19 protein-coding genes are annotated in these 26,420 nt (G+C 57.1%); 13 read left to right on the forward strand and 6 right to left on the reverse strand.

The window, feature by feature from the left end:
* Window positions 1-795 precede the first annotated feature (795 nt).
* From HBN68_RS12390 to HBN68_RS12445, 12 genes are all read left to right on the forward strand, one after another.
* Window positions 796-1,605: an energy transducer TonB gene (locus HBN68_RS12390; RefSeq protein WP_169964498.1), complete on the forward strand. Its 810-nt coding sequence runs from the start codon at window positions 796-798 to the stop codon at window positions 1,603-1,605.
* Between the two features lie 52 nt (window positions 1,606-1,657).
* The gene (locus HBN68_RS12395; protein WP_094994586.1) at window positions 1,658-2,362 is read left to right on the forward strand and encodes a MotA/TolQ/ExbB proton channel family protein; all 705 of its coding nucleotides are present in this window, start codon (window positions 1,658-1,660) and stop codon (window positions 2,360-2,362) included.
* A complete protein-coding gene (locus tag HBN68_RS12400) occupies window positions 2,362-2,763 on the forward strand; it encodes a biopolymer transporter ExbD (protein WP_094994587.1) in 402 nt (133 codons plus the stop codon). Before HBN68_RS12395 ends, HBN68_RS12400 begins: the two co-directional genes overlap by 1 nt.
* Before the next feature lie 216 nt (window positions 2,764-2,979).
* Complete coding sequence (locus HBN68_RS12405; RefSeq protein WP_094994588.1) at window positions 2,980-5,706, forward strand: TonB-dependent receptor; 2,727 nt, start codon at window positions 2,980-2,982, stop codon at window positions 5,704-5,706.
* A gap of 197 nt (window positions 5,707-5,903) precedes the next feature.
* Window positions 5,904-7,721 carry an extracellular solute-binding protein gene (locus HBN68_RS12410; protein ID WP_262373522.1) on the forward strand — a complete coding sequence of 606 codons (1,818 nt, stop codon included), beginning with the start codon at window positions 5,904-5,906 and terminating at the stop codon, window positions 7,719-7,721.
* Between the two features lies 1 nt (window position 7,722).
* The gene (yejB, locus tag HBN68_RS12415) at window positions 7,723-8,793 is read left to right on the forward strand and encodes a microcin C ABC transporter permease YejB (RefSeq protein ID WP_094994590.1); all 1,071 of its coding nucleotides are present in this window, start codon (window positions 7,723-7,725) and stop codon (window positions 8,791-8,793) included.
* Complete coding sequence (locus tag HBN68_RS12420; protein ID WP_094994591.1) at window positions 8,793-9,815, forward strand: ABC transporter permease; 1,023 nt, start codon at window positions 8,793-8,795, stop codon at window positions 9,813-9,815. The genes yejB and HBN68_RS12420 overlap by 1 nt, the downstream gene beginning before the upstream one ends.
* Window position 9,816: 1 nt before the next feature.
* On the forward strand, window positions 9,817-11,439 hold the full coding sequence (locus tag HBN68_RS12425; RefSeq protein WP_169964494.1) for an ABC transporter ATP-binding protein: 1,623 nt from the start codon (window positions 9,817-9,819) through the stop codon (window positions 11,437-11,439).
* A 162-nt stretch (window positions 11,440-11,601) separates the two neighbouring features.
* On the forward strand, window positions 11,602-12,381 hold the full coding sequence (budA, locus tag HBN68_RS12430) for an acetolactate decarboxylase (RefSeq protein WP_169964492.1): 780 nt from the start codon (window positions 11,602-11,604) through the stop codon (window positions 12,379-12,381).
* 162 nt (window positions 12,382-12,543) lie between these two features.
* Window positions 12,544-13,350, forward strand: a complete 807-nt coding sequence (locus HBN68_RS12435; RefSeq protein ID WP_094994594.1) for an ABC transporter substrate-binding protein — start codon at window positions 12,544-12,546, stop codon at window positions 13,348-13,350.
* Window positions 13,351-13,426: 76 nt separating this feature from the next.
* Complete coding sequence (locus HBN68_RS12440) at window positions 13,427-14,155, forward strand: amino acid ABC transporter permease (protein WP_094994595.1); 729 nt, start codon at window positions 13,427-13,429, stop codon at window positions 14,153-14,155.
* Between the two features lie 3 nt (window positions 14,156-14,158).
* Window positions 14,159-14,854 (forward strand): amino acid ABC transporter permease, encoded by a 696-nt coding sequence (locus tag HBN68_RS12445; RefSeq protein ID WP_169964490.1) that lies wholly within the window; start codon window positions 14,159-14,161, stop codon window positions 14,852-14,854.
* Window positions 14,855-14,896: 42 nt separating this feature from the next.
* On the opposite strand, the gene HBN68_RS12450 is transcribed toward HBN68_RS12445, so the two are convergent.
* From HBN68_RS12450 to HBN68_RS12475, 6 genes are all read right to left on the reverse strand, one after another.
* The gene (locus HBN68_RS12450) at window positions 14,897-19,687 is read right to left on the reverse strand and encodes an RHS repeat-associated core domain-containing protein (protein WP_169964488.1); all 4,791 of its coding nucleotides are present in this window, start codon (window positions 19,685-19,687) and stop codon (window positions 14,897-14,899) included.
* Window positions 19,688-19,738: 51 nt separating this feature from the next.
* Window positions 19,739-20,734, reverse strand: coding sequence for a hypothetical protein (locus HBN68_RS12455; protein WP_169964486.1), 996 nt, complete (start codon window positions 20,732-20,734; stop codon window positions 19,739-19,741).
* Between the two features lie 387 nt (window positions 20,735-21,121).
* The gene (locus HBN68_RS12460) at window positions 21,122-21,463 is read right to left on the reverse strand and encodes a DUF3325 domain-containing protein (RefSeq protein WP_094994599.1); all 342 of its coding nucleotides are present in this window, start codon (window positions 21,461-21,463) and stop codon (window positions 21,122-21,124) included.
* A 1-nt stretch (window position 21,464) separates the two neighbouring features.
* Window positions 21,465-23,003, reverse strand: coding sequence for a PepSY-associated TM helix domain-containing protein (locus tag HBN68_RS12465; RefSeq protein WP_169964484.1), 1,539 nt, complete (start codon window positions 23,001-23,003; stop codon window positions 21,465-21,467).
* The gene (locus tag HBN68_RS12470) at window positions 23,000-23,290 is read right to left on the reverse strand and encodes an iron transporter (RefSeq protein WP_094994610.1); all 291 of its coding nucleotides are present in this window, start codon (window positions 23,288-23,290) and stop codon (window positions 23,000-23,002) included. The genes HBN68_RS12465 and HBN68_RS12470 overlap by 4 nt, the downstream gene beginning before the upstream one ends.
* Before the next feature lie 139 nt (window positions 23,291-23,429).
* Window positions 23,430-25,688, reverse strand: coding sequence for a FepA family TonB-dependent siderophore receptor (locus tag HBN68_RS12475; protein ID WP_169964482.1), 2,259 nt, complete (start codon window positions 25,686-25,688; stop codon window positions 23,430-23,432).
* Between the two features lie 355 nt (window positions 25,689-26,043).
* Here HBN68_RS12475 and HBN68_RS12480 point away from each other — a divergent pair, with 355 nt between their 5' ends.
* On the forward strand, window positions 26,044-26,385 hold the full coding sequence (locus tag HBN68_RS12480; protein ID WP_169964480.1) for an FKBP-type peptidyl-prolyl cis-trans isomerase: 342 nt from the start codon (window positions 26,044-26,046) through the stop codon (window positions 26,383-26,385).
* Window positions 26,386-26,420 lie beyond the last annotated feature (35 nt).

Genomic DNA, 26,420 nt, shown 5'->3' on the forward strand with positions numbered 1-26,420 from the left:
AATGTTCAATGGCTGTTCTTTCAACAACGTCGGGGCGACTTGAATGTGCGCCTGCAAGATTAATAGGCAGCCCTAACCGGCTCACTTATGTTTCAGGCTTATTTAGCCCACACCCTGAAGATATTAAGGCACTCGATAAAGCAGCGTATTCAACGCCACCTCCAGGCCTCTTTTTAATAGAAGGCGGTATCAATGGCACCGCAATCGCACACGTTCCGGAAAACCCCGTACACGGTGGTGTGCGCCCGTCAGTCTGGCTAAACGACGCGCGTTTAGACGCTTGTACACTGACGCTATACCCATAACAGCTTTGTAAGTGCACTGTTTTCATACAGTAACTGGTCATATTGGTGCACCCATCAACACCGCATTAAGGGGCAAGTAAGATTGTCCAACAATGGCAATTACACTCACTAGAGTTTGGCACATTCATGCTTATTAAAACGGTACTGCTCGACCCCGCAATGGCGTTAATTGATAAGCTCTTTATTGAATCAGTTCGCACTTTTCACTGATTAATATATCTGACACCTTGCATTCACCTTGGTTGGCACAGCCATTGCTTGTAACAAATAGAAATAGGTTTCAACACCTGACAAGATCGGACCATTCAACCCTGTAGCACACAACAAGGAGTGTATATGAAACCGTTTTTTATCAGCCCTTGAGGCCCTTCGATCAATGAGCAGTCATTGATCGGTTAATGATTGATTCAACCGTTAACGGACAGTTCTCGTCCCTGCATGCAAGGGCGAACGGAGCCTTATTGCCCTTCATTTAGTCGAGGGACTCTTAATGAGTGACGAGGTAAAGAACAAAGCGCGGCCCGCCCCTCTACTCGACGCTGAGCGTGTGCAGCAGTGGACACATATTCCCCATGTGCCCAACACCTCAACGCCGGGGGGCGTGAGGGTGCCGAGGGTGCTGTTGCTGATAGGCGTTGCGGCGGTGCTGCATGCCGCAGCCTGGTGGGCGTTTCAGCAGGCCAAGGCAGCGCCGGTGGTCACCCCGCCCGAGATCCCGGAAATGACCGTCGAACTCACCAGCCCGGCGCCGCCAGCACCACCGGTCGAAGAGCCGCCACCCCCACCGCCGCCACCCGAGCCTGAAGTACCTCAAGAGGACGAAGACGCCGTCAAGCCGCCTCCCAAACCGCTGGAGAAACCCAAGCCGGTCGAAAAACCGAAACCGGTGGTCAAGCCAAAGCCGGTGCTCAAACCGCAGCCCGTCAAACCGGCTCCGCCAGCACCACCAGCCCCTGCCGCACCTGCAGCGCCCCCCGCACCTGCGGCGCCTGCTGCCGCGCCGGGGCCGGTCAAGGAAACCGCTGCGGTGTCGGGCCTGGCCAGCTTGGGCAACCCGCCGCCGGAGTACCCGTCGCTGGCCCTGCGTCGCAGTTGGGAAGGCACCGTGGTGCTGCGCATCAAGGTCCTGCCCAACGGCCGCGCCGGGGCTGTGGAAGTCACCCGCTCCAGCGGCAAGCAGGCACTGGATGAGGCTGCTGTCACGGCGGTACGCAATTGGAAGTTTGTCCCGGCCAAACGCGGGGACACGCCCATCGAAGGTTTTGCAACCCAGACCATCGCGTTCAAATTGCCGGCATAACCCGCTCAGGGGCCGACGTTAACTTTTATTTAGCCGTGTGTGAGGTGTAGCCATGAACGAGTCTCTGTCTTCCATGATTGTCCCGGGCGTGTTGTGGGCGCTGGTGCTGTTTTCGGTGGTGAGTTGGGCACTGTTGCTCATCAAGTCATCGCAGTACCTGCGCCAGAAAAAGCAAAACAAACTGTTCAGTAAAGCGTTTTGGGCCGCCCCGGACCTGCTCACCGCCGCCGAGCACGCCAGCCAGTACCCCGGCGCACTGGCGCGCATCGCCAACAGCGGTTTTGAAGCCATGATTGTCGATGACAGTCCGCGTACCACTCAGCAACTGGCTCACACCATCAACCGCTCTGATCGCCTGGAGCGCAACTTGCGCCAACAGATCCAGAAAGAACGCCGCGCCCTGGAAAGTGGCCAGGCCATTCTGGCCAGTATCGGCAGCACCGCGCCCTTCATCGGCCTGTTCGGCACGGTGTGGGGGATCATGGAAGCCCTGCAAACCATCGGCGCTACGGGTTCGGCCAGCCTTGAAACAGTGGCTGGCCCCATCGGACACGCCTTGATCGCCACCGGCGTGGGCATCGCCGTCGCGGTCCCGGCCGTGCTGATTTACAACTTCTTTCTGCGTCGCCTGAAGCTGGCTGCCGCCAACATGGATGACTTCGCCCACGACTTCGACGCCCTTGCCCAGCGCAGCGCCTTCGCCATCGACCGCCAAGCCATTGTCAACAAGCGCACGCCGGTGCGGGAGGCCAGCTGATGTCTTTCTCAACTCAGGACAGCGACGAAGTACTCAGTGAAATGAACGTCACTCCGCTGGTGGACGTGATGCTGGTACTGCTGGTGGTGTTCATCGTCACCACGCCGATGATGACTAACGCCATCAAAATCAACCTGCCCAAGACCGACGCCGTGGCCACGCAGCAGAAGAAAGACCCGGTGGTTGTCAGCGTCGATCAGGACGGCACCTTTTATCTGGCAAAGAACGAGGTGGCCCCCGAGTTGCTCGAGAAAAGCCTGCAAGACGTGAAAAACCAGGACCCGGAAGTGCGCGTTCAGTTGCAGGCCGATGCGGGCGTCAACTACGGGCAGGTGGCCAAGGCCATGGCCTCCATCGAACGTGCGGGCATCACCAGGATTTCGGTGATGACGGCCAAATAACACTGCCTGTCGCCGCAGCCCCAGGGCGCGGCGACAGCGCACACCGTGCAATCGCTGTCACTACGCAGTACCCACGCCGCGCGCGAACGCTGTTAGTCCGTGCAGGGGAGCGGCTTGCTTGAAAACCGTGTTTTGCAAGGGTCGACACAACCCAACTGGAGTCATGAGGGCTCACAAGGCCATTCCAATAAACGTCTGAAAAAGTCGGAAATAATTATGCAGATGAAGAGTTCAGGTTTTACCCTCAAGCCGCTCGTTGCCAGCCTGCAACGCCATCGTTTTGTGCCGCTGTATCTGGTTGCTCTGGGGATGAGCACAGGACAGTTACACGCTGCCGAAGCCGTTGCAGCAGACGATTCAGGCGCGGCCGTAAGTGCGGCGGCCGTCAGCGCGGATGCCGTGGCTGCACCGGCCACCACGCAACTGCAACGGGTGGAAGTGACCGGGACGGCGATTCGTCGGGTCGATGCTGAAACCGCAGTGCCAGTGACCATTTTGCGCGCCGAGCAACTGCGCAACGAAGGCGTGACCACCACGGCTGAAATCATGCAGCGCGTGACCGGCAACCAGTCAATCCGCAACTCGGCCAGCTCCGTGGGCTCGGCCACTGGCGGCGCCACGTTCGCTGACATGCGCGGCATCGGTGCCAATAAAACCCTGGTGCTGCTCAACGGCCGGCGCTTGGGCAACAACGCCATCGACGGCTCGGCAGTCGACTTGAACACCATCCCGTTCGCCGCCATTGATCGCGTCGAGGTACTGCGCGACGGTGCTTCGGCCCTGTACGGTACAGACGCCATCGGAGGCGTGATCAACTTCATCACTAAAAAGTCCCTGACCGATGGCACCCTGTCGCTGGGTGGCGAAGGCGCCGATGCCAGCGGTGGCGGCAATAGCCATGACATCAGCGGCAGCTGGGGCTACGGCGATCTGGAAAAAGACCGTTTTAATGTGATGGGCGTGGTGGGTTACAACAAACAAAGCGCGTTACAAAGCAAAGACCGCACGTTCACCACCAACTACGCCCCCGACCGCGGGCTGGACCAGACCTCCGGCACCTCGTACCCGGCCAACTGGAGCCAGGGCAACCTCAACACCAACCCGTTGTCGGGCAGCAATTGCAGCGGCGCCAATCTGGTATTGCGTCAGGGCGTATGCCGCTACGACACCCGGGACTACATCGACCTGTTGCCCGAAACCGAAAAGACCTCGTTCTTCGGTAAGGCCACCGGCAAGATCACCGATGACGACAACGTCAACCTTGAATACTTCTGGGCCCGCAACAACAACGCCACGTCGGTTGCCCCGGCCCCGTTGACCGGCCTGACCATGGACCCGACCTCACCGTACTACCCCGGCAACGGCATCACCCCGGGCAGTAACGATGCTGCCTTCGACCCGACCCAGCCGATTGGCCTGAACTGGCGAGAAACCGCTGCCGGTGGCCGTCAGTCCAAAGACCAGAACACCAGCCAGCGCCTGGTGTTGAGCTTCGACGGCATGGTCAAGGGCTGGGATTACAACCTCGGGGCCTCGTACAACCAGAACCAGGTGATCTCCAGCGTCACGGGCGGCTATGCCAGCGACGCGGCAATGATCAGCGGGATTGCTGACGGCATCCTCAACCCGTTTGGCCCGCAGACATCGGCCGGTCAGGCGTACATCGACGCCAATCAATACCACGGCCAGTATTCGTCCTCCGTGGGGCGTGTCAGCGGCCTTGACGGGCGCATGAGCCGCGAAATTGGCGACTGGTTCGGCGCAGGGCCTTCCGGCCTGGCCATTGGCGGCGAATACCGTCAGGAGAAATTCCACCAGAACTACGAAGCGTTTGCCGCAGACATCAGTAGCCTGGGCGTCGACCCCGACGGCAGCGTCGAAGGCGACCGCAATGTGAAAGCGGTGTACACCGAACTGAACGTACCGGTGCTCGACAGCCTGGAACTCTCGGCGGCCGTGCGTCACGACAAATACAGCGACTTCGGCAGCACCACTAACCCCAAGTACTCGTTCCGCTACCAGCCGGTGAAGGAATTGGTAGTGCGCGGTGCCTACAGCGAAGGGTTCCGCGCACCCTCGCTGTACGAGTTGTACAACCCGCAATACACCACGTACACCCAGGGGTATTACAACGACCCGGTGCTGTGTGCGGGCGGCGTGGTGCAGCCGGGTGGCAACAGCGGCCGCGACTGCGGTCAGCAGTTCCATAATCGCACCGGCGGCAATACCAAACTGGCCCCGGAAAAAGCCCGCAACGTCACATTGGGCTTTGTCTATCAACCGGTGCGCGAACTGTCGCTGGGTCTGGACTTCTGGTGGATTCACATCGCCAACCAGATCGCCGAGTTCCCGGAATCCACTGTGTTCGATGACCCGGACCTGTACGCCGATCGCTACATCCGCAACCCGGACGGCTCACTCAACTACGTGCAGACTGGCCTCGCCAACCTGGGAGCCGTCAAGACCAGCGGCATTGACGTGAGCATGGACTACCGCTTCCCGAACACACCGTATGGGCAGTTCGGTCTGGGTCTGCAAGGCACCTACGTGACCCGCTACGATTTCCAGAGCACGCTCGGTGGCACCTACACCGATAACGTCGGGGACTTCGAAGGCACAGGCGTCGTTGCACGCTGGAAACACGTGCTGAACGGCACCTGGAACCTGGGCCCCTACCGTGCATCGTTGGTTAACCGCTTCACCAGCGGCTACAACGACTACGACCCCAGCACCCATGCCAAAGTCGCTTCGTACACCTTGTGGGACGTGTCGGCCGGTTACACCTTCAACAAAACCGTGGACCTGGATGCGGGCATCAAAAACATGTTCGACCGCAATCCGCCGTTCTCCAATCAGGCCTATAACTTTCAGAGCGGTTTCGATCCGCGTTATACCGATCCTATGGGCCGTACGTTCTTCGCCCGCGCCACTTACCACTTTTGAGTGATCACCGGCGCAGGCCGACTCCAGCCTGCGTCGGTCTGACTGCGAAATCGCGCCCCCTCGGCCTGTTCACGCGCAAGGCCGGGGGGATTTTTCACGGTCCTCACCGGTTCTACACGCGGCACAAGGAAACCCCACACATGTCGTCAATTTTCCTGCCCCTGATCCGTTCGTTTCTGGTGCCCGTACTGTCGTGCATGTGCTTCGGTGCCAGCGCCGCGCCTGGCCAGTCCATGACGGTCTATGGCGAAGCCCCCAAGTACCCGGCCGGTTTCCAGCACTTTGACTTTGTGAACCCGCATGCACCCAAAAGCGGGTCGCTGAGCCGCGCCTCCATGGAAATCGGTCAGTTCAACTACCTCACACCCTATGTTGACCAAGGCACCGGCGTGGCCCAGATCGATCAGTGGGTGTACGCACCGTTGGCTTTTCGTTCGCTGGACGAGCCTTACACCGTCTACGGATTAGTGGCCCAGACCATGGAACGCGACCCGCAGGGCCTGTGGGTGCGTTTCAACCTCAACCCCACAGCCCGTTTCGCTGACGGCACCCCGATCACCGCGCAGGACGTGGCCTTCACGTACAACACACTGATGACCCGGGGCAGCCTGAGTTTTCGCATGCTCTACGGCGAGGTTAAAGACCTGGTGATAGAAGGTCCGCTGCGCGTACGTTTCGACTTCAAGAACAACCAGAACCGCACGTTGGCGCTGGATCTGGCCAACCTGCACATCCTTCCCGAGCATTGGTGGAAGACCCGCGACTTCAGCAACGGTGGCGGCTTTGAACCCCCATTGGGCAGCGGCCCGTATGCGGTCTCGCACGTCGATCCCGGTCGCAGTATCAGCTTTGAACGCGTTAAAGACTGGTGGGGCAAAGACTTGCCGGTCAGCAAGGGGCTGTACAACTTCGACCGCCTGACGGTGAATTTTTACGGCGACACCGACGTCGCCCGCGAACTGCTCAAGGCCGGGGCTTTCGATTACAACCGCGAGTTCTCGGCCACCGGCTTCAGCATCGGTTACGACAGCCCGTCGCTCAAAGACGGCCGGCTGCAAAAAGGCGTGTTTGCCAAAAACAAACCGGGGGCAGCGCAAGGGTTTGCGTTCAACCTGCAAAACCCGTTTTTTCAAGACCGCCGGGTGCGTCAGGCCTTAAGTTTGCTGTGGGATTTCGAATGGACCAACAAGCAGATGATGCGCAGCTTTTATGTGCGCCAGCAAAGCTACTTTCCTAAAAGCGAAATGGCCGCCACCGCCCTGCCCGACGCCCGTGAGCTGCAAATCCTGGAACCGTTGCGCGGGCAAATCCCGGATGAAGTCTTTACCCAGGTGTACCAGGCGCCGAAAACCGATGGCAGCGGTTACATCCGCGACAAACAGCTGCAAGCCCTTGATCTGCTCAAGCAAGCCGGCTGGACCGCCAAGAACAATACGCTGGTGAATGCCGCAGGCGAGCCGCTGCGTTTTACCTTCCTTGATGGTCAGGGCGGTTTTGATCGCATGATCCTGCCCTACAAACGCACGCTGGCGCAGATCGGCATCACCATGGACATCCGCAAGATTGATTCGGCGCAGTACATCAACCGGCTCAATGCCCGCGACTACGACATGATCGTGGTGGGTTTCCCGCGCAGCGGCGTGCCGATCGTCTCGCCCGGCCGCGAGATGTATGACATGTACGGCTCGCGCAGCGCCACGCAGGTGGGCGCCTCCAACGCGATGGTGCTGCGCGATCCCGCCATCGACACCCTGCTCGACGGGCTGGTCCAGGCCAACAGCCGTGACGAGATGGTGCACTACGCCCGCGCCCTCGATCGCGTCCTGCAATGGGGCTACTACATGATTCCCAACTACTACTCGGTCGGCACCCCGACCGTGTTTCAGAACCGCTTTGGACGCCCGCCCCATGAGCCCACGTACGACGAGGGCCTGGACACCTGGTGGGAAATCAGTAAAAGCGCGCTAACTAACGCCGCCATGCGTACCGCCCAAACGCCGTCGGAGGGTCAATGAGATGGTGCATTACATCAGTCGTCGTTTACTGTTGATCATCCCCACCTTGTTGTGCATTTTGGTGGTCAACTTTCTCATCGTGCAGGCAGCTCCAGGTGGCCCGGTGGAACAGGCCATCGCCCGCCTGCAAGGGTTTAGCGGTGCCTCGGTGGGCGGTGGCGCGCGGGACATGGCCGCCAGCAATGGCGGTGCCAGCCGCAGCAGCCGTGGCCTCGACCCGGCACTGGTTGAAGAAATCACCAAACATTACGGGTTCGACAAACCCCTGCATGAGCGTTTGTGGCTGATGCTCAAGAACTACGCGCAACTGGATTTCGGCAGCAGCTTTTTCCGCGGTGCCAAGGTCACGGATTTGATCCTGCAAAAACTGCCGGTTTCAATATCACTGGGGTTATGGGCAACGCTGATCACGTACCTGATCTCGATTCCACTGGGGATCCGCAAGGCCATTCACAACGGCAGCGCCTTCGATGTCTGGACCAGCACCGCGATCATCATCGGCTACGCCATGCCTGCCTTCCTGTTCGCGATTTTGCTGGTAGTGGTGTTTGCCGGCGGCAGTTATGTCAGCTGGTTTCCGGTGCAGGGCATGGTCTCGGAGGGGTTTGAGCACCTGAGCGTTTTCGGCAAGCTCGGCGACTACCTCTGGCACATGGTGTTGCCGGTCTCGGCGTTAGTGATTGGCGGGTTCGCGACCCTGACGATATTGACCAAAAACAGCTTCCTCAACGAAATCAGCCGCCAATACGTCGTCACAGCCCGGGCCAAGGGGCTGACTGAACGTCGGGTGTTGTACGGCCACGTGATGCGTAACGCGATGTTGCTGGTGGTGGCAGGCATTCCTCAGGCGTTGATTGAAGTGTTTTTCGCAGGGTCGTTGCTGATTGAAACCATTTTCAACCTCGACGGCATAGGCCGCATGAGCTACGAGGCGGCGGTATCGCGCGATTACCCGGTGGTGTTTGGCACGCTGTTTCTGTTCACCCTGTTCGGGTTGCTGATCAAGTTGATCGGGGACCTCTGCTACACCCTGCTCGACCCCCGTATCGACTTTTCGGCGAGGACTGCCTGATGCTCAACCTCTCTCCTCTCGGCAAGCGCCGCCTCGCTCATTTCAGGGCCAATCGCCGTGGCTGGTGGTCGTTGTGGCTGTTCGTAGCGCTATTGGTGCTGTGCTTGTGCGGGGAACTGGTGGCCAACGACAAGCCGCTGGCGATTCACTACAAAGACCACTGGTACTTCCCGATTGTCTCGAGCTACGTCGAAACCGATTTCGGCGGCGAGTTACCGTTCGAGCCCGACTACCGCAGCGATTACGTACGCAACTTGATCACCGGTCAGGGCGGCTGGCTGCTGTTTGCGCCGATTGCGTTCAGCTACGACACCGTCAATTACGACCTCAAGGAACCTGCGCCGAGCCCGCCCAGCAGCAGCAACTGGCTCGGCACCGACGATCAGGCACGCGATGTGCTGGCACGGGTGATTTTCGGGGCGCGGATTTCCATTTTGTTTGCCTTGATCCTGACCGCTATCAGCGCCGTGATCGGGATTACCGCAGGCGCCCTGCAAGGCTTTTATGGCGGTTTGGTGGACTTGCTTGGCCAGCGCGTGCAGGAAGTCTGGGCAGGCCTGCCGGTGTTGTACTTGCTGATTATTTTGTCGGGGTTTGTGGCCCCCAGCTTTTGGTGGCTGCTGGGCATCATGGCGCTCTTCACCTGGCTGGCGCTGGTGGACGTGGTACGTGCCGAGTTCCTGCGCGGGCGTAACCTTGAATACGTCAAGGCCGCGCGCGCGCTGGGCCTGACCAACGGCGCCCTGATGCGGCGTCACATTCTGCCCAATGCCATGACCTCCACCCTGACCTACCTGCCTTTCATCCTCACCGGCGCCATCGCCACCCTCACCGCGCTGGACTTTCTAGGCTTCGGCATGCCGCCCGGCACCGCGTCGCTGGGCGAGATGATCGGTCAGGCCAAACGCAACCTGCAAGCGCCCTGGCTGGCGCTCACAGCGTTCTTCACCCTGGCGCTGATTCTGTCGCTTTTGGTCTTCATCGGCGAAGCCTGCCGCGATGCTTTTGATCCCCGGAGTTGATATGAACCAAACATTGATTGAAATACGTGACCTACGCGTCGGGTTTGCCGGGCGTGAAGTGGTACACGGGGTCAACCTCGACATTCGCCGTGGCGAGTGCCTGGCGTTGGTGGGGGAATCGGGCTCGGGTAAATCGGTGACCGCGCATTCAATCCTGCGCCTGCTACCCGGCAAGGACGTGCAGACCCACGGTAGCATCCGCTATGACGGCATCGACCTGGTGAACGCCAGTGACCGGCAACTGCGCGGCTTGCGCGGTAATCGGATCGCGATGATTTTCCAGGAGCCCATGACCTCGCTCAACCCGTTGCACACCATCCACAAGCAAGTCAGCGAAGTACTGATCACCCATAAAGGCCTGAAACCCCGTGCGGCCCGTGCGCGCACCCTTGAGTTGCTGCAACTGGTAGGCATCCGTGACCCCGAACACCGCCTGAATGCCTACCCGCATCAACTCTCGGGGGGGCAGCGCCAGCGGGTGATGATCGCCATGGCCCTGGCCAACGAGCCGGAACTGCTGATTGCAGATGAACCCACCACGGCGCTGGACGTGACAGTGCAGCAGAAAATCCTGGAACTGCTGATCGACCTGCAACAGCGGCTGGGCATGTCGTTGCTGTTGATCAGCCATGACTTGAACCTGGTGCGCAAAATCGCGCAACGGGTGTGCGTGATGCGCGGGGGCGAAATTGTCGAGCAGGCAACGTGCGATGACCTGTTTGGTGCACCACAGCACCCTTACAGCCGCCTGTTGATCGAAGCCGAGCCCTCAGGTACGCCGGTGCAGAGTGACTACCGGCACAATCTGCTGGAGGTCGATAACCTGCGCGTGTGGTTCCCGTTGCCCAAACCGCTGTTCAGCCGGGAGCGCCTGTACGTCAAAGCGGTGGACGGGGTCAGTTTTGAACTTAAAAAAGGCCGCACGCTCGGTATCGTCGGCGAGTCCGGCTCGGGCAAATCTACGCTGGGGCAAGCCATCCTGCGGCTGGTGGACGCCGAGGGGGATATCCGTTTGGGTAACAAACAGTTGAACCTGCTCAATCAGGATCAACTGCGACCCTTGCGCCGCCAGATGCAGGTCGTCTTCCAGGACCCCTTCGGCAGCCTGAGCCCGCGGATGTCTGTGCAGCAGATCATTGCCGAGGGCCTGCTGGCCCACGGTATCGGCACCGCGGCCGAGCGCGAAGACGCCGTGATTCGGGTATTGCAGGAGGTGGGGCTTGATCCGCAAAGCCGACACCGCTACCCCCACGAGTTCTCGGGCGGGCAACGTCAGCGGATCTCGATTGCCCGCGCCCTGGTCATGGAGCCGGCGCTGATCCTCCTCGACGAACCCACCTCGGCGCTGGACCGCACGGTGCAAAAACAGGTGGTGGACTTGTTGCGCGACCTGCAACGGCGCCATGGCCTGACTTATCTGTTTATCAGCCACGACCTGGCCGTGGTGCATGCGCTGGCCCACGACATGATCGTGATCAAAGAGGGCAAGGTGGTGGAACAAGGCGATGCGCAGACGATCTTTAATGATCCGCAGCACCCGTATACCCAAGCGCTGTTGCAAGCCAGCAGCCTGCGCACGGTGCCACTGGCAACGGGTATACACGCTGTGCCAGTCATGGCTTGAAGTAAGGCAATCCGTCGCCCCGCTGCCGTGCATACGCAGGTTCGGCCGGGGCCGGTGCAGCGTCCATTCGTCGCAGAGCGTCTATTTCGCGGGCATGGCTCCATTCCTGGTCTAGTGTTTGCCAGCGGTACCCGCCTGCAAACAATGAACACAGGAGTGATCATGAGCCACCTGCAAGGATGTCTTTGCCCGCAGCACTTGCTGCAAGGGCTGGTAAATCAAGGCCAACGCGATAACCGACTTGAATTGCATCAAGTGTCGGTCATGAGTGCGCTGATGGACGGTGTGTATGAGGGCGAAATGACCTTGGCCGAGCTGTTTGGCAAAGGCGATTTCGGCCTCGGCACGTTTAACGGGCTGGACGGCGAATTGATTGCCTTTGACGGTGAAGCGTTCCAATTGCGCTCGGACGGCTCTGCGCGCCCTGCCACCGGCGATCAAAAAACACCCTACGCCGTGGTGACCTTTTTCGAACCGCAACTGACGTTAACGGTCGACAGCCCTGTCTCACGTCGAGCGCTGCATCACGACATTGATGAGCAAATCGGGTCAGCAAATGTGTTCTGCGCCATTCGCATCGACGGGCATTTCAACCGCGTTAAAACCCGCACTGTGGTGCGACAGGTGCCCCCTTTTCGGCCCTTTACGGAAGCCGTCAAGCAGCAGCCGATATTCGACTTTTCGCACGCAACAGGCACGCTGGTCGGGTTCCGCTCCCCCGATTTCATCCAGGGAATCGGCGTGGCCGGTTATCACGAACACTTCATCACCGAGCAGCGTCAGGGCGGAGGGCATGTCATCGACTACCACTTGCAGCAGGGTTCGGTTCAGTTCGGGATCATCAGCCGGCTGGTGGTGCACTTCCCCAAAGGTGAAGACTTCAGGCATGCCAATCTGACCCCGGCCTTTCTTGACCGGGATATCCGCAGGGCCGAGCACTAATCGCTGCACCTGCAGGGACCTTGAGGCGCTCGCCTCAAGGTCAGTCGAACGGACCCTTTATATTCATAAATAGAATATACAAATCGTTTTATATTCTTTTTTAAAAGATAAATTTCCTGCAAGACTCTCGTCATAACGATTCCAACTCATGATGAGAACGAAATGAAGAAAATCACTGCCCTCACCGCGTTAACCCTGGCTGTGCTGTCTGGCCTGGCCCACGCTGATCGTCTGGAAGACATCAAAAAATCCGGTGTGCTGCGTGTGGCGTCGTTTGACAGCAACCCGCCCTTCGGTTTTGTGGATGCCAAGAGCAAGCAAATTGAAGGTCTGGACGTGGATTACGCCAAGGCCATTGCCGACAAGCTGGGGGTAAAGTTGCAACTGCAGCCAACCAACCCGGCCAACCGCGTGCCGCTGCTGGTAGCGAACAAGGTCGATCTGGTGCTGGCCAACTTCACCATCACCCCGGAGCGCGCTGAACAGGTGAATTTCAGCATTCCGTATTTCTCGTCCGGTCAGCAGTTCATCGTCAAAAAAGGCACCCTCAAATCCCCGGAGGACCTGAATAAATGGCGTGTTGGCGTCGACAAAGGCACGGTCAATGAGGGTGTACTGCGCGCTAAATACCCGGGGGCCAAAGTGGTCGCTTATGACGACACGCCATTCGCCTTCACGGCATTGCGCAACGGCAACGTACAAGCCATCACCCAGGATGGCCCGAAACTGATTGGCTTGCTGGCCAATGTGCCGGACAAGGATAAGTACGAGGTGCCGCCATTCACCATTTCCAACGACTTGATCGGGGTAGGCATTCCCAAGGGCGAAACCGCGCTGACTGACGTAGTCAACCAAACACTGACCGAGCTTGAAAGCAAAGGCCAGGCGCAAGCCATCTATGACGCCTGGTTCGGCCCGAACACCAAAACCCCGCTGGCCCGTCTGTACAAGATTGGTGACAGGAGCTAGGCCTCGCCGCCGCTTCATCGTGCAACCCGTCACGGTCAACCGGACGGGTTTGTTTGTTTCTGGATGGACGCTGTTTATGTTCGGTGAACTGCTTGCCCCGCACTACCTGCACTGGCTGCTGGATGGCTTTGTGCTTACGCTGATCTTGTCATTGCTCACCTGCTTGTTCGCCACCGGCCTCGGTTTTTTGCTGTGCCTGGCGCGCATGTCGTCTTCGCGTCTTTGGTCCTGGCCTGCCCGTGCCTACCTTTCGCTGTTTCGCAATACGCCACTGCTGGTGCAGTTGTTCTTCTGGTACTTCGGCGTTACCGCGATGCTGCCCGAAGGGCTGGTGATGTGGCTTAACCAGCCGCGCAGCCTGTCATTGGGTTTATTTGAACTGCAATGGCCATCGTTTGAGTTCATCGCCGGGTTCTGGGGCTTGATGCTCTACACCGCGGCCTTTATCTGTGAGGAGTTTCGTGCCGGCGTCAGTTCGGTGCGCATCGAACAACGGGCCGCCGGTCTGGCCTTGGGGTTCACGAACGCGCAGGTATGGCGTTACATCGTATTTCCACAAGCAGTACGCACCGCGCTAGGCCCGCTGCTGGGTCAATACATGAATGCATTGAAAAACTCATCGCTGACCATGGCCATCGGATTGGCCGAGTTGTCCTACGCATCACGTCAGGTTGAAACCGAAACATTCAAGACGTTTCAGGCTTTCGGCTTTGCCACACTCTTGTATGTGGCAAGCATCGCGCTGATTGAAGTCATCGGCCAATGGATTGCCCGCAGCAACTGGTACAAGCAGGGAGTGGTCTGAGCCATGGATTTTTCGGTCATTAGCGACAACCTGTCGTATTTCTTGCTCGGGGCTTACCCCGACGGGCCGTTAGGCGGCGCTGCACTCACGCTGGTGCTAAGCGTATTGTCAGGGGTGATTTCGGCACTCCTTGGGCTACTGCTCGGGGTTGCGCTGGTGATGATACGCGGGCGGGGCCGCTGGTTATTACTGGGAGTGCTGGGGTTTCTACGTGCGATTCCCGTGGTCATGCTGATTTTCTGGAGCTACTTTCTGCTGCCCATCCTGTTCAAGGTGGACGTGCCTGCGCTGGCGACCGTGGTGTGTGCGCTGTCGTTGATCGGCGGCGCATATTTGGCGCATTCGGTGTATGCCGGTATCAGCAGTTTGCCGTCCGGACAATGGGCGGCGGGCAAGGCGCTGGGGTTAAGCAAATGGCACGTGTTGCGGTTAATTATCTTGCCGCAGGCCCTGCCAATGATGCTGCCCTCCTTCCTTAACCAGTGGATTTCGCTGATCAAGGACACCTCATTGGCGTACGTGATCGGCGTGGGCGAACTGTCGTTTGTCGCCACTCAGGTCAGCAATCGGGTGATGGTCCACCCGACCGAGATTTTCCTGTTTGTTGCCTTGGTCTACTTCGTACTGTGCAGCAGCCTGGACTGGCTGGCCCAGCGCTGGGTCAAACCCGTTATGCACGCTCACTCTGGAGCAAAATAACGAGGCTTGGCCCGCGCTCAATCCTCACCCCTCAGAGGGGCATCAAGTACTCCTGATTTGCTTGACCCGCCCCTCTACACCTTCTAGAAACGTTTCAAGCGGGAGTTTTTGATGTGCTTGTGTGGAACATTCCCCGGTAAAAAAACGTTCCCTACCGAACGGTTCAAAATTCAGATAACTAAGCCCCTCCTGAAAACCGTCACTGTTCCAAACATCCGCGACTTTTTCGCGGTGTTTATAGCTTGACCTGACGGCAGTGAACACATACCCCGTGTAATCGATACCGTCTTTTACTTTAGAGGCCGTTTGAAGTTGCGCATGAAGTTTTCTTAGGTTTTTTACCCCTCCATTGCCGCGCAGTGATGCACTTGGGGTGGACATTGGCCTGGATGCAGTTGTGAGCTTGGCACCTGACCACGTTGATTGTGCGGCGGCCGCTTTTCCTACACGCTCTATCGTTTTTTGCGACGCTGTACTCAACCCTTTTTGAGCCAGTTTCCCCACGACCGCATTCCCCCCGGAAACGACGCCCAAAGCAATGCTTGCATAACTGAATGCTTTAGCCACCGTGGAATCTGGTGCCAACTCATCCAGGACAGCTGACGTGATTGTAATAGCCGTGGAAACAACGTCATAAACCAGGCTGATAATTGACGTTATTGAAAGTCCTACCGTTGGAGCTGCTGCACCAAATGTGAAGACAGTCAGTGCCAAAGCGGCCACTGCCAAACCAATGGCAAGCCCCATCTTTATGCCTTGAAAAGAAGTGATGTGGCCCGTTGGGTCGAGGTAATTGACAGGATCACCCAAACAATAGGCATAGGCATTAAGCCCACCGCCATCAAACACACTCAAACTGTCCGGCGTGTGAAAGCGCATCAGCAACGGGTTATAAGCACGGTACCCATTGCCCAGCAAATAACAACCTGTATAGGGGTCAGGTAATTCACCGTTGAACCCCAACAGTGAACTCATACCATCATCAAGGGGACGCCCCCCGTAGGGCGTATAGGTAACGCGCGCTTCTTCTTTTTTCGAAGCCGCCTGAATTACGCTGCCCTGACTATCTGTACTCAGTAATAAACAGTCATTACCGTCCGTTTGGGCAACTGCGTGAGCGCCATACCGAACGTAGCTGCATCGATGCTCACCTTGAAGTTCATTAGTCAAAAAGCCTTCATGGTAAAAAAACTCTTTTATCACCCCTGCTGCCGACCTGCTGCTTTGTATGTTGTCCGACGGGGTGTAGCGGTATTCAACCAGCGTGGAGGAAGTGCTTGATGTGCCTGCCGCAACCGAACATAAACACCCAAGCTCGTCATATCCAAGGAGGCGCCCCAACTCATCATTCAGTTGATTTCCGTCGTCATCGTATTCGAACCGTCGGTGCCGCGGGCTGTAGTCAGGATGACTGTGTGTCACCGAACTTAGCTGCGTTCGGTCCAGGTAGTCATAATGAAATGTGGTGATATTTTCACCGCCACGAAAGTGTGTCGTCAGGCGAATAATATTATCCAGCTCATCATGTTCGTATAACTGGGAAATGATCGTGTTACCCCACGCGTCAACGGGCCCCTGAGATCCGCTGCACGCATACCGATTCAAACGGCCACGTTTGTCATACCGAAAAGTTTCATCGCGCAGAACAGTCTCTTGGGAGCGCAAGGTGCGGCGCTGCAGTTTGTCCTCAGACGTAAAGGACTGCTCTATCACCAGCACAGGTGATTCACTTGACGTAAACGTGCGCTGTATTTCCCTCCCGAAATCGTCGTAAATCAAGTCTGTATTCAACCAATACCCCGTATGGGAGTCATTGACACGGAGGCTCTTCAATGCCCCTTGCCGATCGTAACTGTACGTGGTGATGAGCGTATTGGCCTCTATACGTTCAAGACGCCCGAACGGGTCGTAACGATAATGTTGGTGGTTACCCAGCACATCGGTAAAACGCATGACCTTTCCCAATAAGGAATAAGCATGAGACGTTTCAAATTGCTTTTTTTCAATCAGGTATTCTTTACGTTTAAGCCTGCCCGAGGCGTAATAATGGTAATTCTCTTGTGACGAGCGGTTAGAGGCCTGCAGCAATTGACCATGTAACGCGTCCCTGTTAAATCGGGATACCACGTTTGAATTATTCTCAACTGAACGCTCTGCCACTTCACCTTTGAACACAGGGTCCAGGCTAAAGTTGATCACTTTGCCACTTGCACAGGTTTTTCGCGACGGCTCCGCCTGGCCGCGTTCATATTCAAGCTGCTCGGTTCGCCCACCGACAGTTGTTGTACTGACACGCATGAGTGCGTCATAGGTGCGGTGACCCAGCGCATACCCATTTGCTTTGATGGCAACAGGATGATCCCCGGCACTGCGTGGGTCGTATTCGCGCGTCACGACAACGCCATCCGGCAATCGTGTCTCTATGACCCGGCCAAACAGATCGTAAGTAAAAGAAGTCGTCAGGCTTTCAGGTGTCACCGTTTTCAGGCAACGACCAAAGCCGTCATAGGTATATAGCGTTATCCCGAGGGAGCGACCTTGCGTGTCGACTCGTTCGATGCTGTTCGGCTTTGCGAAAGCATTTATCACCGTTAATGTCTTGCCGCCTCCCCTCAACCACTGGACCCGGGTCCGGGTAACCGGGTCAAACGTGTCATTCGCAATAGTGCCGTTAGCCTGTATGACCTGAACAGCTTTGCCCCAGTCATCATAAATAAACGTTACCGCCTGAGGTTGTGGGTCCCCGTCAAACCAGTCAGTCGTAATCTCTTGCGTCATTTGCCCCCATTCATTGTATGAAGCACGGTACGTTTCACGTAGCGGCTTGATTGCTCCGGGATAATCGATGTCTTGCTCGTAGACCTCAATTGTTCGTCCCAGACCATCAAGCACCGTAATATGCTCCTGCCCTCTTGAATCTAATAGAACCTGCCGTACGCGCGCAGTCCCCTCCTCGGAACCAGGATACCTATAGGTTCTCGAAACAGTCTTAGCGCCCTGCTTCACCGTCTCCTGCTGTAAACGGCCAAGTCCGTCATAGAGCGTCTCAACCACATGCCCAGCATGGTCGTTAACGTTGACTTCCTGCCCGGTAAAGACATCGCACTCTATGAGTTGCGCATAAAACTGATTACCCACTTCAACGGTCTGGCTGAATCCGACAACCTTCTCGTTGACGGCATAGGCATATGCGTAAGCTGTGGAGTTACCTCCCATGTGTTCAGTTTTAGCACTTGGTTTTCCGTAAAAAGGATGGGCAGTATCGGTGATATAACTGTACGTCGTGCGGACCGTCGGTTGGGCCGCACTGTTTTCATACAGTCCGTCACTGCGCAACACGATAAAGCGCTGGCTATTGTCTCTAAGAGAGGGCAAGTCAAGGTAGGTATGTTCAACGTTAGTGGCTGACGCGTGAACATAATCAGGTGCAGGTATAACGCGTTTGCTTTTCAGGTAGTGAGGCCGCCCTGACGGGCTGGGAGGACAGCCGTTTTCCCCCGCAGCGGCATAATACACGTACACTTCGCGCGCCCCACTGGGACTTATCAGCTCCAGCAAATTACCAAAAGAGTCGTACGATGTGCGGGTAACTTCCGAATATTCACCTGACGCCGGATCGAGGCTGTCGTAATAGGTATTTGTCAGTTTTTTTTGCATCTGAAAAACAGCTGGCTGAGCCGCAAAGTCCTGCCCATCCCTGTCGTGGTACTCAATTCTCTTATGATGTACTTTTGTCCCGACCGTCGTCTGCTCAGCAATCAGTAAATGAAAACGGTTGTAGGTCCTCTCTATCCGTTTGACTTTATTGCCACAAGCCACCGATTCAACAGACGAATAGGTGTAGTCACTGGTATTCCTGTAAAGATAGTCCTCGCTGTCGCTCCATTCGTACCCGGCGCCATTACCGAAATAATTGTGGGCTGAGAATTCAAACCTGCGGACCGTTGCAGGTTGCCCGGCGCCCGGGATTATTGTGCAGGATAAGACTGCAGGCATTGCCGCCAGGGGAGCACCCACCGGCAAGGCATGACCCTCCATGGAATAACTCAGGGTTTCGAGGGCCCCGGCAGGCGTCTGTAAACGTGTGATCAAAAGCGTTTCATTTGCGCCGGGCTGGTAATCAAATACCCAACGTTCTTTTTCCTGCCCGTCGCGTGACCCCATGTAGATCTGACTCAACCAACTGTCACGAATGACAAAGCCAAATTTTCTTCTGTGGTGAGGGTTGTCAGGCCATAAAGTAATCCCGGGCGAACTGTCCCAATTATTATCGCTTTCATAGTCAATTTTCAGTAACCGGTGATGGGCATCACTGAGTTCGCGTAAAACGCGATGCCCTTGGACGATGTCATACGAAAATGAAACATGCCGCCCGTCTGCCGAATAAATACGCGCGGGCAACCATTGGTCATCATCCGGGTCAGGGCGCACTAACTCTTCAACGGTGCCATCTTTGTGTTGAATGATCCATTTATCATCCACAACAGACACATTAAAGGTATCCAGTTTCTTATCCAGCAGTGTGACGTCACGCCCATTTGCATAAGCCTGATAGCTCGCACCCGAGGACAAGGACAGTTTTTGTGTTGTACGGCTGTAAGCACTCATGCGCAAGGACCAACCTGTGCCCAAGCCCAGATTGCGGGAGTCAAATGAGTTAAAGCTAAGGACCAAGGGTATGGCTGGCCCACACAGGTGATTACTGAGCAGATCACTCAACGAAAGACTGCAACTGTAGGCGCCCGTGCGTGGATCAACGCCTGACTGAATAAAACTTGAATAATTAAACGCACCTGAACTCAGTACTTCTTTCTTTTCTACGGGCGTGCTCATACATCAACCTAATAAATAGTAAACGCAACGTGAAAGTTTAGTGATTCAGCATCAAGAGAGCTTTAAGACAGGCGGCGACTGCTCCGAGGCTTTAACCGTGACGGTGTGCGTATTGCCATACATATCCAACACCTCCAAGGTCCACATGTCGTATTCAAACCGGATTTGTGAGTCGCCACCTTTTTTGGCATAACTCATCAGGAATGTCACTGCACCTGGGTAATTATGGTACTTGGCTTGTGCATGCGGCAGCTCAAATAACACCACATCGTCGAGCCGACTTTCACCCCCCACGTAGGCCGAGGCGTAATACCCCAGGTAATCAGGGTGTTCGCTTTTACGCAAATAAACACCTGGATAAACACTGTTCAACTTGATGATGTCTACTTTATGTTGCTCCACGATCAGCGTTAACTGATACACCTCCACTTTTGAAATATGCTTGCTCGCGTAAGGTGTCTTGCCGTGGAACCTCAGCTGAAATTGATTCTGTGAATAAACGGCAGGAGGAATGCTGTTAAGCGTCACTCGCCCGTGGGCCTTGATCGCTTCTGAGTAGAAAACAGTCCCGTCAGCGCGGGTAATCGACGCCAACAACGAGATTGAGGTACTCGCATTTGTGCTGACATAAAAATCGCGACTATAGACTTTCGCCCCCAGTAACCCACCTGCAATTTGGCCTTGATAGGGAAGCGGCTTGAAAGCGTCATTTCGTTCCAACACATACCGCCAGCCAATTGGATCACCTGGTCTGACCTTGCCGTGTACCAACGGCTGGCCAGTGCCTGCGTCCACCAATTGCAGTGAAGACAGCGCGTATTCATCGAGCGCCACTGTCGCATGGTCTTTATTCTTAACGCGGACAGATACACGAACTTTCAACTGTTGTTGACCGTTCGCATAGAGTGTTGTGCCGCCCTCAGGCATATAAACTTGAAAGTCTGCAATATTTGTCCATGTCACGATGTCGGGCGTTGGGGCCACATCTTCCTGAACAGGGTGCAGCGGGGGGAGACGGTTTGATGCCCATTTAAAATTCGCGTCCATTCTATTTCCTGCGCTCTTCGAGAAATGTCTTGTGATTTCACCCAGCACTGAGTTCCAAGTGCTTATCGCCACGTAGAACCAGGGGTACTGAAAACCAGTCTAGAGCACAAACACGGGAAACAACTCTGTGGCCTACACGCCTTATATTAAAAATGAACGCAATAAAATTCCGTCAAGCAGCGTTACGCTGCCCAAGCACTTAGAATCAACATAGACACGTGTAGTTACTTTCTTAACAGGTTTCAAAAAGAGCGATGCACTCAGAAAAAAAACATCGGCAACGACTTATCAGGATAAGTCGTTGCCAATAACTGATTAAGACTACAGCTGACCGATCTTATCTTTCATCGCCCTATATTTCCGTCCCAACAGGGAGGGACAGGTTTATCACGCCCAGGCCACCACCCTGAACAGCGCCCACACGGGCGCACAGCCAAACGCCAGCCACACCGCCAGACGCGGTCGATAAGGCAGCAGCATCAGCAAACCGAATCCACTTACTGACAACATGCCAAACCAGCCGATGGGCCCCATAGCCCAGCCCCAGGCACGCCCACAGAAGTAAAAGCTCAGGGCCAGGCTCAACCAGCCCGCCCCGCGTAGCAGTCGCCGCACAGTTGCCGACGGCGCGTGTTGCCACACCTGTTTGTAATGCCGCTCTAACCCCTGACACAAACCGAGCATGCCGATATACGCCAGCGCGAAGGCCGTAAAAAAGTAAGCAGCCATCTCAACTCACCTCGGCCATGGGCGATGTTTTTTTGCGCGGCACCCGCCCGATCGACGGTTGCGCGATTTTCCAGCCAGTCCAGAGCAACAGCGCGCCAATCACCATCGCGACGCCTTCCACGCCCATACGACTGGGCAGCGCCCACGGCTGATTGACGGTCAGCAAACTCAGTAATGGCAGCGTCAGGCACAGCGTGCCCGCGAGGGTCAGTTGCTCGCGCCATGCCTGCATACGCGGCCGGAACAAGGCGTGCCCCAGGCTCAGTGCCCAGACGCCAAAGAACACATTCAGTTCGGCATCCGCACGGTCCGCCATGCCCACCGGCAGCAGGCGATTGCCCCACAGCAGGCTGATGCAGGCCAGGCTCAAGCCCGCCATGACGGTCACATTGAGTGCTTCGACCCCGCGATAAAGCACCTGTGCCACGCGGTTTTCAGTGGCGTACTTGCGTCGACGCTTGACGGTAAAAAGCACCAGTCCACTGGCGATCATGGCGCTGCTGATCAACCCGCAGATGAAGTACAACCAGCGCATCGGATAGCCGCCGAACTGGGCAAAGTGCATTCCTGAAATGACCCGATGGGTCAACACGCTGGGGCGCATTTCAGTGGGCCCGGACAGCTGCTCGCCGGTGACGCCGTCAAAGCGCATGCCCTGCCCTTTAGCCAGTGCAATCCGGTTGCCCAGCAACGGCCGAATCATGATTTGCGCGTTGCTCTGGCGGGGGTTGGAAATGCTGACCCCGCCCAGCGGCCCCATCACCTCGCGCGCCTTGCTCAAAAGCGGCGCCAACGCCACCAACGGCGCGGGTTCGGCGGTGGCCGGATGTTGCACGTCAAGGACAACGGGCGCTGGATTCTGCGCCTTGAAAAACGCCTCGCGATTGCCGTCGAACAACGCGTCCATGGCCGCAGGCATGTAAATCACCAAAAAAATCGCCAGCCCGCTGTAAGTAATCATCAGGTGGAACGGCAGCAGCAACACCGCGCTGGCGTTATGCGCATCCAGCCATGAACGCTGCCCTTTGGCAGGTCGGAACGTGAAGAACTCCTTGAAGAATTTTTTGTGGATCACAATGCCGCTGACCAACGCTGCGAGCATGCCCATGGCCATCGCGCCCACCAGGTAAATGCCGAACATGCCCGGCATGTGCAAGGTGAAGTGAAAGAAGAAAAAGAACAGGCCGCCCGCGGTTTCGCGCACGGGTATTACCGCGCCAGTGTTCGGGTCGAGGGTCACTGACACGCCGTCGCGGCGCCCGCCGGTCGAGGCTTGCAGGGCTGGCGTGCGCTCGCCGGGCAGGCTGATGCCCCACTGTTTGGCATCGGCTTTGTGTTCACGCAAATAGCCCAGCGCACGCTCGGCCGCCTGTTCGTCGCTCACGTGATGGGCAGGCAGTTCGGGTTGCATCCAGTTGTCGATTTCCTGATCGAACACCGCGAGGCTGCCGGTCAGGAAAATCACAAACAACAGCCAGCCCACGATCAGGCCGCCCCAGGTGTGCAGCCACGCCATGGACTGAGTCAGGGTCTGTTTCATGCCAGTCGCTCCATCCACTGCGGCCAAAAACCAATGGCCGCCAATGGCAGCGCCAGCACCGCCCCCATCCACGCCGACCAGAGATGGCGGGCAGCAAAAGCCCAGAGGATGGCGAAGGTGTAGATCACAAAAGACAGCAGGCTGGCGACGATCAGTGCGTCCACGTTGTCCAGCGGCAACACACGCGCCAGGGCTGCGGTAAAGGCATAGGTAAAAGCATAACCGCCCACCCAGGCCGCCAGTGTGCGAGACAGAATCGGCACCCAGGCCGAGGATACGGGTTTCATAGCGTTCAATCCTTCGTTCAGCGCCGGCCACGGTTTTGCCAGTGCCAGATGCAACAACGGCGCGGCGCCCGTGGATACGGGTGTCGCGCCTGTAAAGACCGGCATTACCGGGGGGGGCAATGCACAGTCACTCAGGTCATCAGAACGAGGTGGTCACCGAGGCGAAGTAGGCGCGGCCCGCTTCGTTGTAGGTTTGCGCTCCCGCTTCGTCCGAATTGCCCTTGCGGTACAGTTGCTTGTCGAACAGGTTGTTGATGCCGAGTCGCACGCTGAGGTTTTTGTTGAACTCGTAACCGCCGCTCAGGCCCACCAGACCATACGGGTCTACGGATTGCTGCACCGACTTATCGAGCTCTTCGTTGGCACGGTTATTACGTTTTGGCGCTTCTTGCTTGCCGTAGTAAGTCCCGCTGACCTGGAACGACAGTTTCTCGGTGGCGTACCAGTCCAGGGTGGTGTTGACCGTGTACTTGGGAATGATGCTCAGTGGATCGCCGGTTTCCTTGTCTTTGCTCTCGATCATGTAGGTCAGGTTGGTGTTCCAGTCCAGATCGTCGCGCAGGGTCACGAACAGGTTGCCCTCGATCCCCTGCACGATGGCTTTGCCGCTGTTATCCCACTGGTAGACACGTCGGCCATTGGGCAAGCGGTAGGCGGCTTCGTTACTGGCGTTGATCTTGTTCTGATAATCGTTGCGGAAATACGTACCGCTGGTGCGCCATGTCCCTTTATCAAACGCCAGACCAATCTCTTTGTTGACGCTGATTTCGGGTTTGAGGTCCGGGTTACCGACGAGGTAGCAACCGCCGATGTTCACTTCAACCGAGCTGCAACCTGCGCCGCGGCTGTACAGCAGGTAGTTGGGGTTGGACTGGTAAAGGTTCGGGGTTTTGTAGGCACGGGCGATGCCACCTTTGACGCTCAGTTCATCGGTGATTTGATGCGACGCGTTCAGGCTCGGGCTCCAGTTGCCGCCGAACGCGTTGTGATGATCGAAACGCACCCCCGGCGTGATGATGGTTTTGGCACCCGCTTCGATGTTGTCTTCCACATAAAACGCGTAGCTGTTGGCCGTGGACTTGGTTTGCGTGCGGTCCTGACCCGGGATGCCCGGTGTACCGTCTGAACCCGGATCCCAGCTCTGTGGACGCAACGAACCCGGGTCATTCAGGGATTCGTACAAGTATTCGCCGCCCAGTGTCAGCACTTGCTCGGTCCATGCATTGAGCGGCAGGTTCACTTCGCCGGTGGCGCGGGTATTGCGCAAGCGCGATTCGAAGCGCCCCGCACTTTGCGAAGGGGCTCCTTCGCCGTAACCGGCAAGGCCCTCGTTCAGGCGTGCGTTGCGGGTCAGGTCATGGCTCAGCGACGCCTTGGTCGAGCCCCAGTCGAACGAGCCATTGTGGGTCGCCGAGAAGGTGCTGCGTTGCAGAACGCTGGTTTCCTTGCCGGTCAGACTGTTTACGAAATCGCCGCCGCTGTTGAGCATGGTGTCGCCAGCAAAGATGTTGCCCTGACGGCTGTAACTGGCTTCGAGGTCCAGCGATTGCTCCGGGGTGAACTGCCAGCTGAGCAAGCCGTTGATGTCTTTGTTGCGCACGCCTTCACGGCCCGCCACTACGCTGTCCGGCGACGCCTGCTCGGCCGTGTTGATGCCCGCGTCGTCAGCGTCGGTTTTATTCGCACCGCCGTACACGCGAAACACCAGGTCGTCAGTGATCGGCCCGCTGAGGTTGAAGTTGGTGCGCTTGCTGATGCCTTCGGCGTCGTCTTCCGGTGCCAGGTAGTAGGCAGTCAACGAACCTTTGAGTGTGTCGCTCGGCCGTTTGTTGATGATGTTCACCACCCCGCCCATGGCCCCCGAGCCATAGCGAGCGGCGGCGGGGCCGCGCAGGATCTCGATGCGTTCGACCTCTTCGGCAGGCACCCAGTTGGTTTCGCCCCGGGTATCGCGGTCGCCGCTCCAGCCATAACGCACAGCGTTGCGCGAGGACGAAGGCTTGCCGTCGATCAGGATCAGGGTGTTCTCCGGGCCCATGCCCCGCAGGTCGATCTGGCGATTGTTGCCCCGGCTGCCACTGGTGCTGTTACCCGTCAGGTTGACTCCTGGTTCGCGGCGCATGATTTCTGACAGGTCGTTGGCCGGTGGACGTTTTTTGATGTCTTCAGCGGTGATGATCGAAACCCCCGGCGCTTGCTTGAGTTCCTGCGCGGCGGTGCCCAGAACGCGGGTTTCTTCAAGCTCCAGTGCCTGCGAGGTGCCGTCGACCGGCAGGTCCGCGCCTTGAACGGGAACCTCGTCACGCTCACGTTCCAGCGTATCGGCCAGCAACGTGGGTGACGCCAGTGCAGCAATAAAGGCGAGCGAAATCTGACTGCGTTTGAATCGAGACGACATGTCCAGTTGATCCCTTAACAATGGAGTGTGCTCAGCAGGCGCACGACTGCAAGCGTCTGCGCCGGGCTCCAAAGGACCCTGCAACGCTTGCGCGCCATGGCACTGCAAGGGTCGCAATAATAATCACTCTCAAATGAGAGTAAAGCGCAACGGACAATAATCCTCATTAATCAGTTCCGTATCCCGCGTTTTTTTCAGCTTTTTCACGCGCGAAAAAGGTTGCCAAACCCCGGCAACCCTGAGAAAACCAGCGCCCAGAGGGCTCTACAGCAGCTTTTCTTAAATTTGTTACTTTTTGTGTAGAAGATTGGCTTTTAAAAAAAAAGCTCCCCAAGACACTTCTTGAGAACCATCAATGAACCCTGTACTCCTCATCACGGACCTGCAAACCGGCGACGGTAAGGCCGCAGTCAAAGGCGCCCTGATTACCACCCACTACACCGGCTGGCTTAAAGATGGCACGGTGTTTGACTCTTCCCATGAGCGCGGCAAGCCGTTCCAGTGCGTGATCGGCACTGGCCGGGTGATCAAAGGCTGGGATATTGGCCTGATGGGGATGCAGGTCGGTGGCAAACGCAAGCTGCAGGTGCCCGCGCATCTGGCCTATGGTGAAAGAAGCATGGGCGCGCACATCACGCCGAACTCTGACCTCACCTTTGAGATCGAACTGCTGCAGGTGCTGACGCGAGACGATTGAGCGCATCAGTGCATTTTGAGGATTTTCCGGGAGTT

Source organism: Pseudomonas sp. WS 5078 (assembly GCF_012985745.1).
Classification (GTDB): Bacteria; Pseudomonadota; Gammaproteobacteria; order Pseudomonadales; family Pseudomonadaceae; genus Aquipseudomonas; species Aquipseudomonas lundensis_A.

Coding starts and splice junctions, on each gene's coding strand:
- HBN68_RS12450 (WP_169964488.1), bottom strand. CDS start 19,687: ATGAGCACGCCCGTAGAAAAGAAAGAAGTACTGAGTTCAGGTGCGTTT.
- HBN68_RS12480 (WP_169964480.1), top strand. CDS start 26,044: ATGAACCCTGTACTCCTCATCACGGACCTGCAAACCGGCGACGGTAAG.
- HBN68_RS12390 (WP_169964498.1), top strand. CDS start 796: ATGAGTGACGAGGTAAAGAACAAAGCGCGGCCCGCCCCTCTACTCGAC.
- HBN68_RS12435 (WP_094994594.1), top strand. CDS start 12,544: ATGAAGAAAATCACTGCCCTCACCGCGTTAACCCTGGCTGTGCTGTCT.
- HBN68_RS12410 (WP_262373522.1), top strand. CDS start 5,904: ATGTGCTTCGGTGCCAGCGCCGCGCCTGGCCAGTCCATGACGGTCTAT.
- HBN68_RS12475 (WP_169964482.1), bottom strand. CDS start 25,688: ATGTCGTCTCGATTCAAACGCAGTCAGATTTCGCTCGCCTTTATTGCT.
- budA (WP_169964492.1), top strand. CDS start 11,602: ATGAGCCACCTGCAAGGATGTCTTTGCCCGCAGCACTTGCTGCAAGGG.
- HBN68_RS12460 (WP_094994599.1), bottom strand. CDS start 21,463: ATGGCTGCTTACTTTTTTACGGCCTTCGCGCTGGCGTATATCGGCATG.
- HBN68_RS12455 (WP_169964486.1), bottom strand. CDS start 20,734: ATGGACGCGAATTTTAAATGGGCATCAAACCGTCTCCCCCCGCTGCAC.
- HBN68_RS12470 (WP_094994610.1), bottom strand. CDS start 23,290: ATGAAACCCGTATCCTCGGCCTGGGTGCCGATTCTGTCTCGCACACTG.
- HBN68_RS12395 (WP_094994586.1), top strand. CDS start 1,658: ATGAACGAGTCTCTGTCTTCCATGATTGTCCCGGGCGTGTTGTGGGCG.
- HBN68_RS12405 (WP_094994588.1), top strand. CDS start 2,980: ATGCAGATGAAGAGTTCAGGTTTTACCCTCAAGCCGCTCGTTGCCAGC.
- HBN68_RS12400 (WP_094994587.1), top strand. CDS start 2,362: ATGTCTTTCTCAACTCAGGACAGCGACGAAGTACTCAGTGAAATGAAC.
- HBN68_RS12425 (WP_169964494.1), top strand. CDS start 9,817: ATGAACCAAACATTGATTGAAATACGTGACCTACGCGTCGGGTTTGCC.
- HBN68_RS12445 (WP_169964490.1), top strand. CDS start 14,159: ATGGATTTTTCGGTCATTAGCGACAACCTGTCGTATTTCTTGCTCGGG.
- HBN68_RS12420 (WP_094994591.1), top strand. CDS start 8,793: ATGCTCAACCTCTCTCCTCTCGGCAAGCGCCGCCTCGCTCATTTCAGG.
- HBN68_RS12440 (WP_094994595.1), top strand. CDS start 13,427: ATGTTCGGTGAACTGCTTGCCCCGCACTACCTGCACTGGCTGCTGGAT.
- HBN68_RS12465 (WP_169964484.1), bottom strand. CDS start 23,003: ATGAAACAGACCCTGACTCAGTCCATGGCGTGGCTGCACACCTGGGGC.
- yejB (WP_094994590.1), top strand. CDS start 7,723: ATGGTGCATTACATCAGTCGTCGTTTACTGTTGATCATCCCCACCTTG.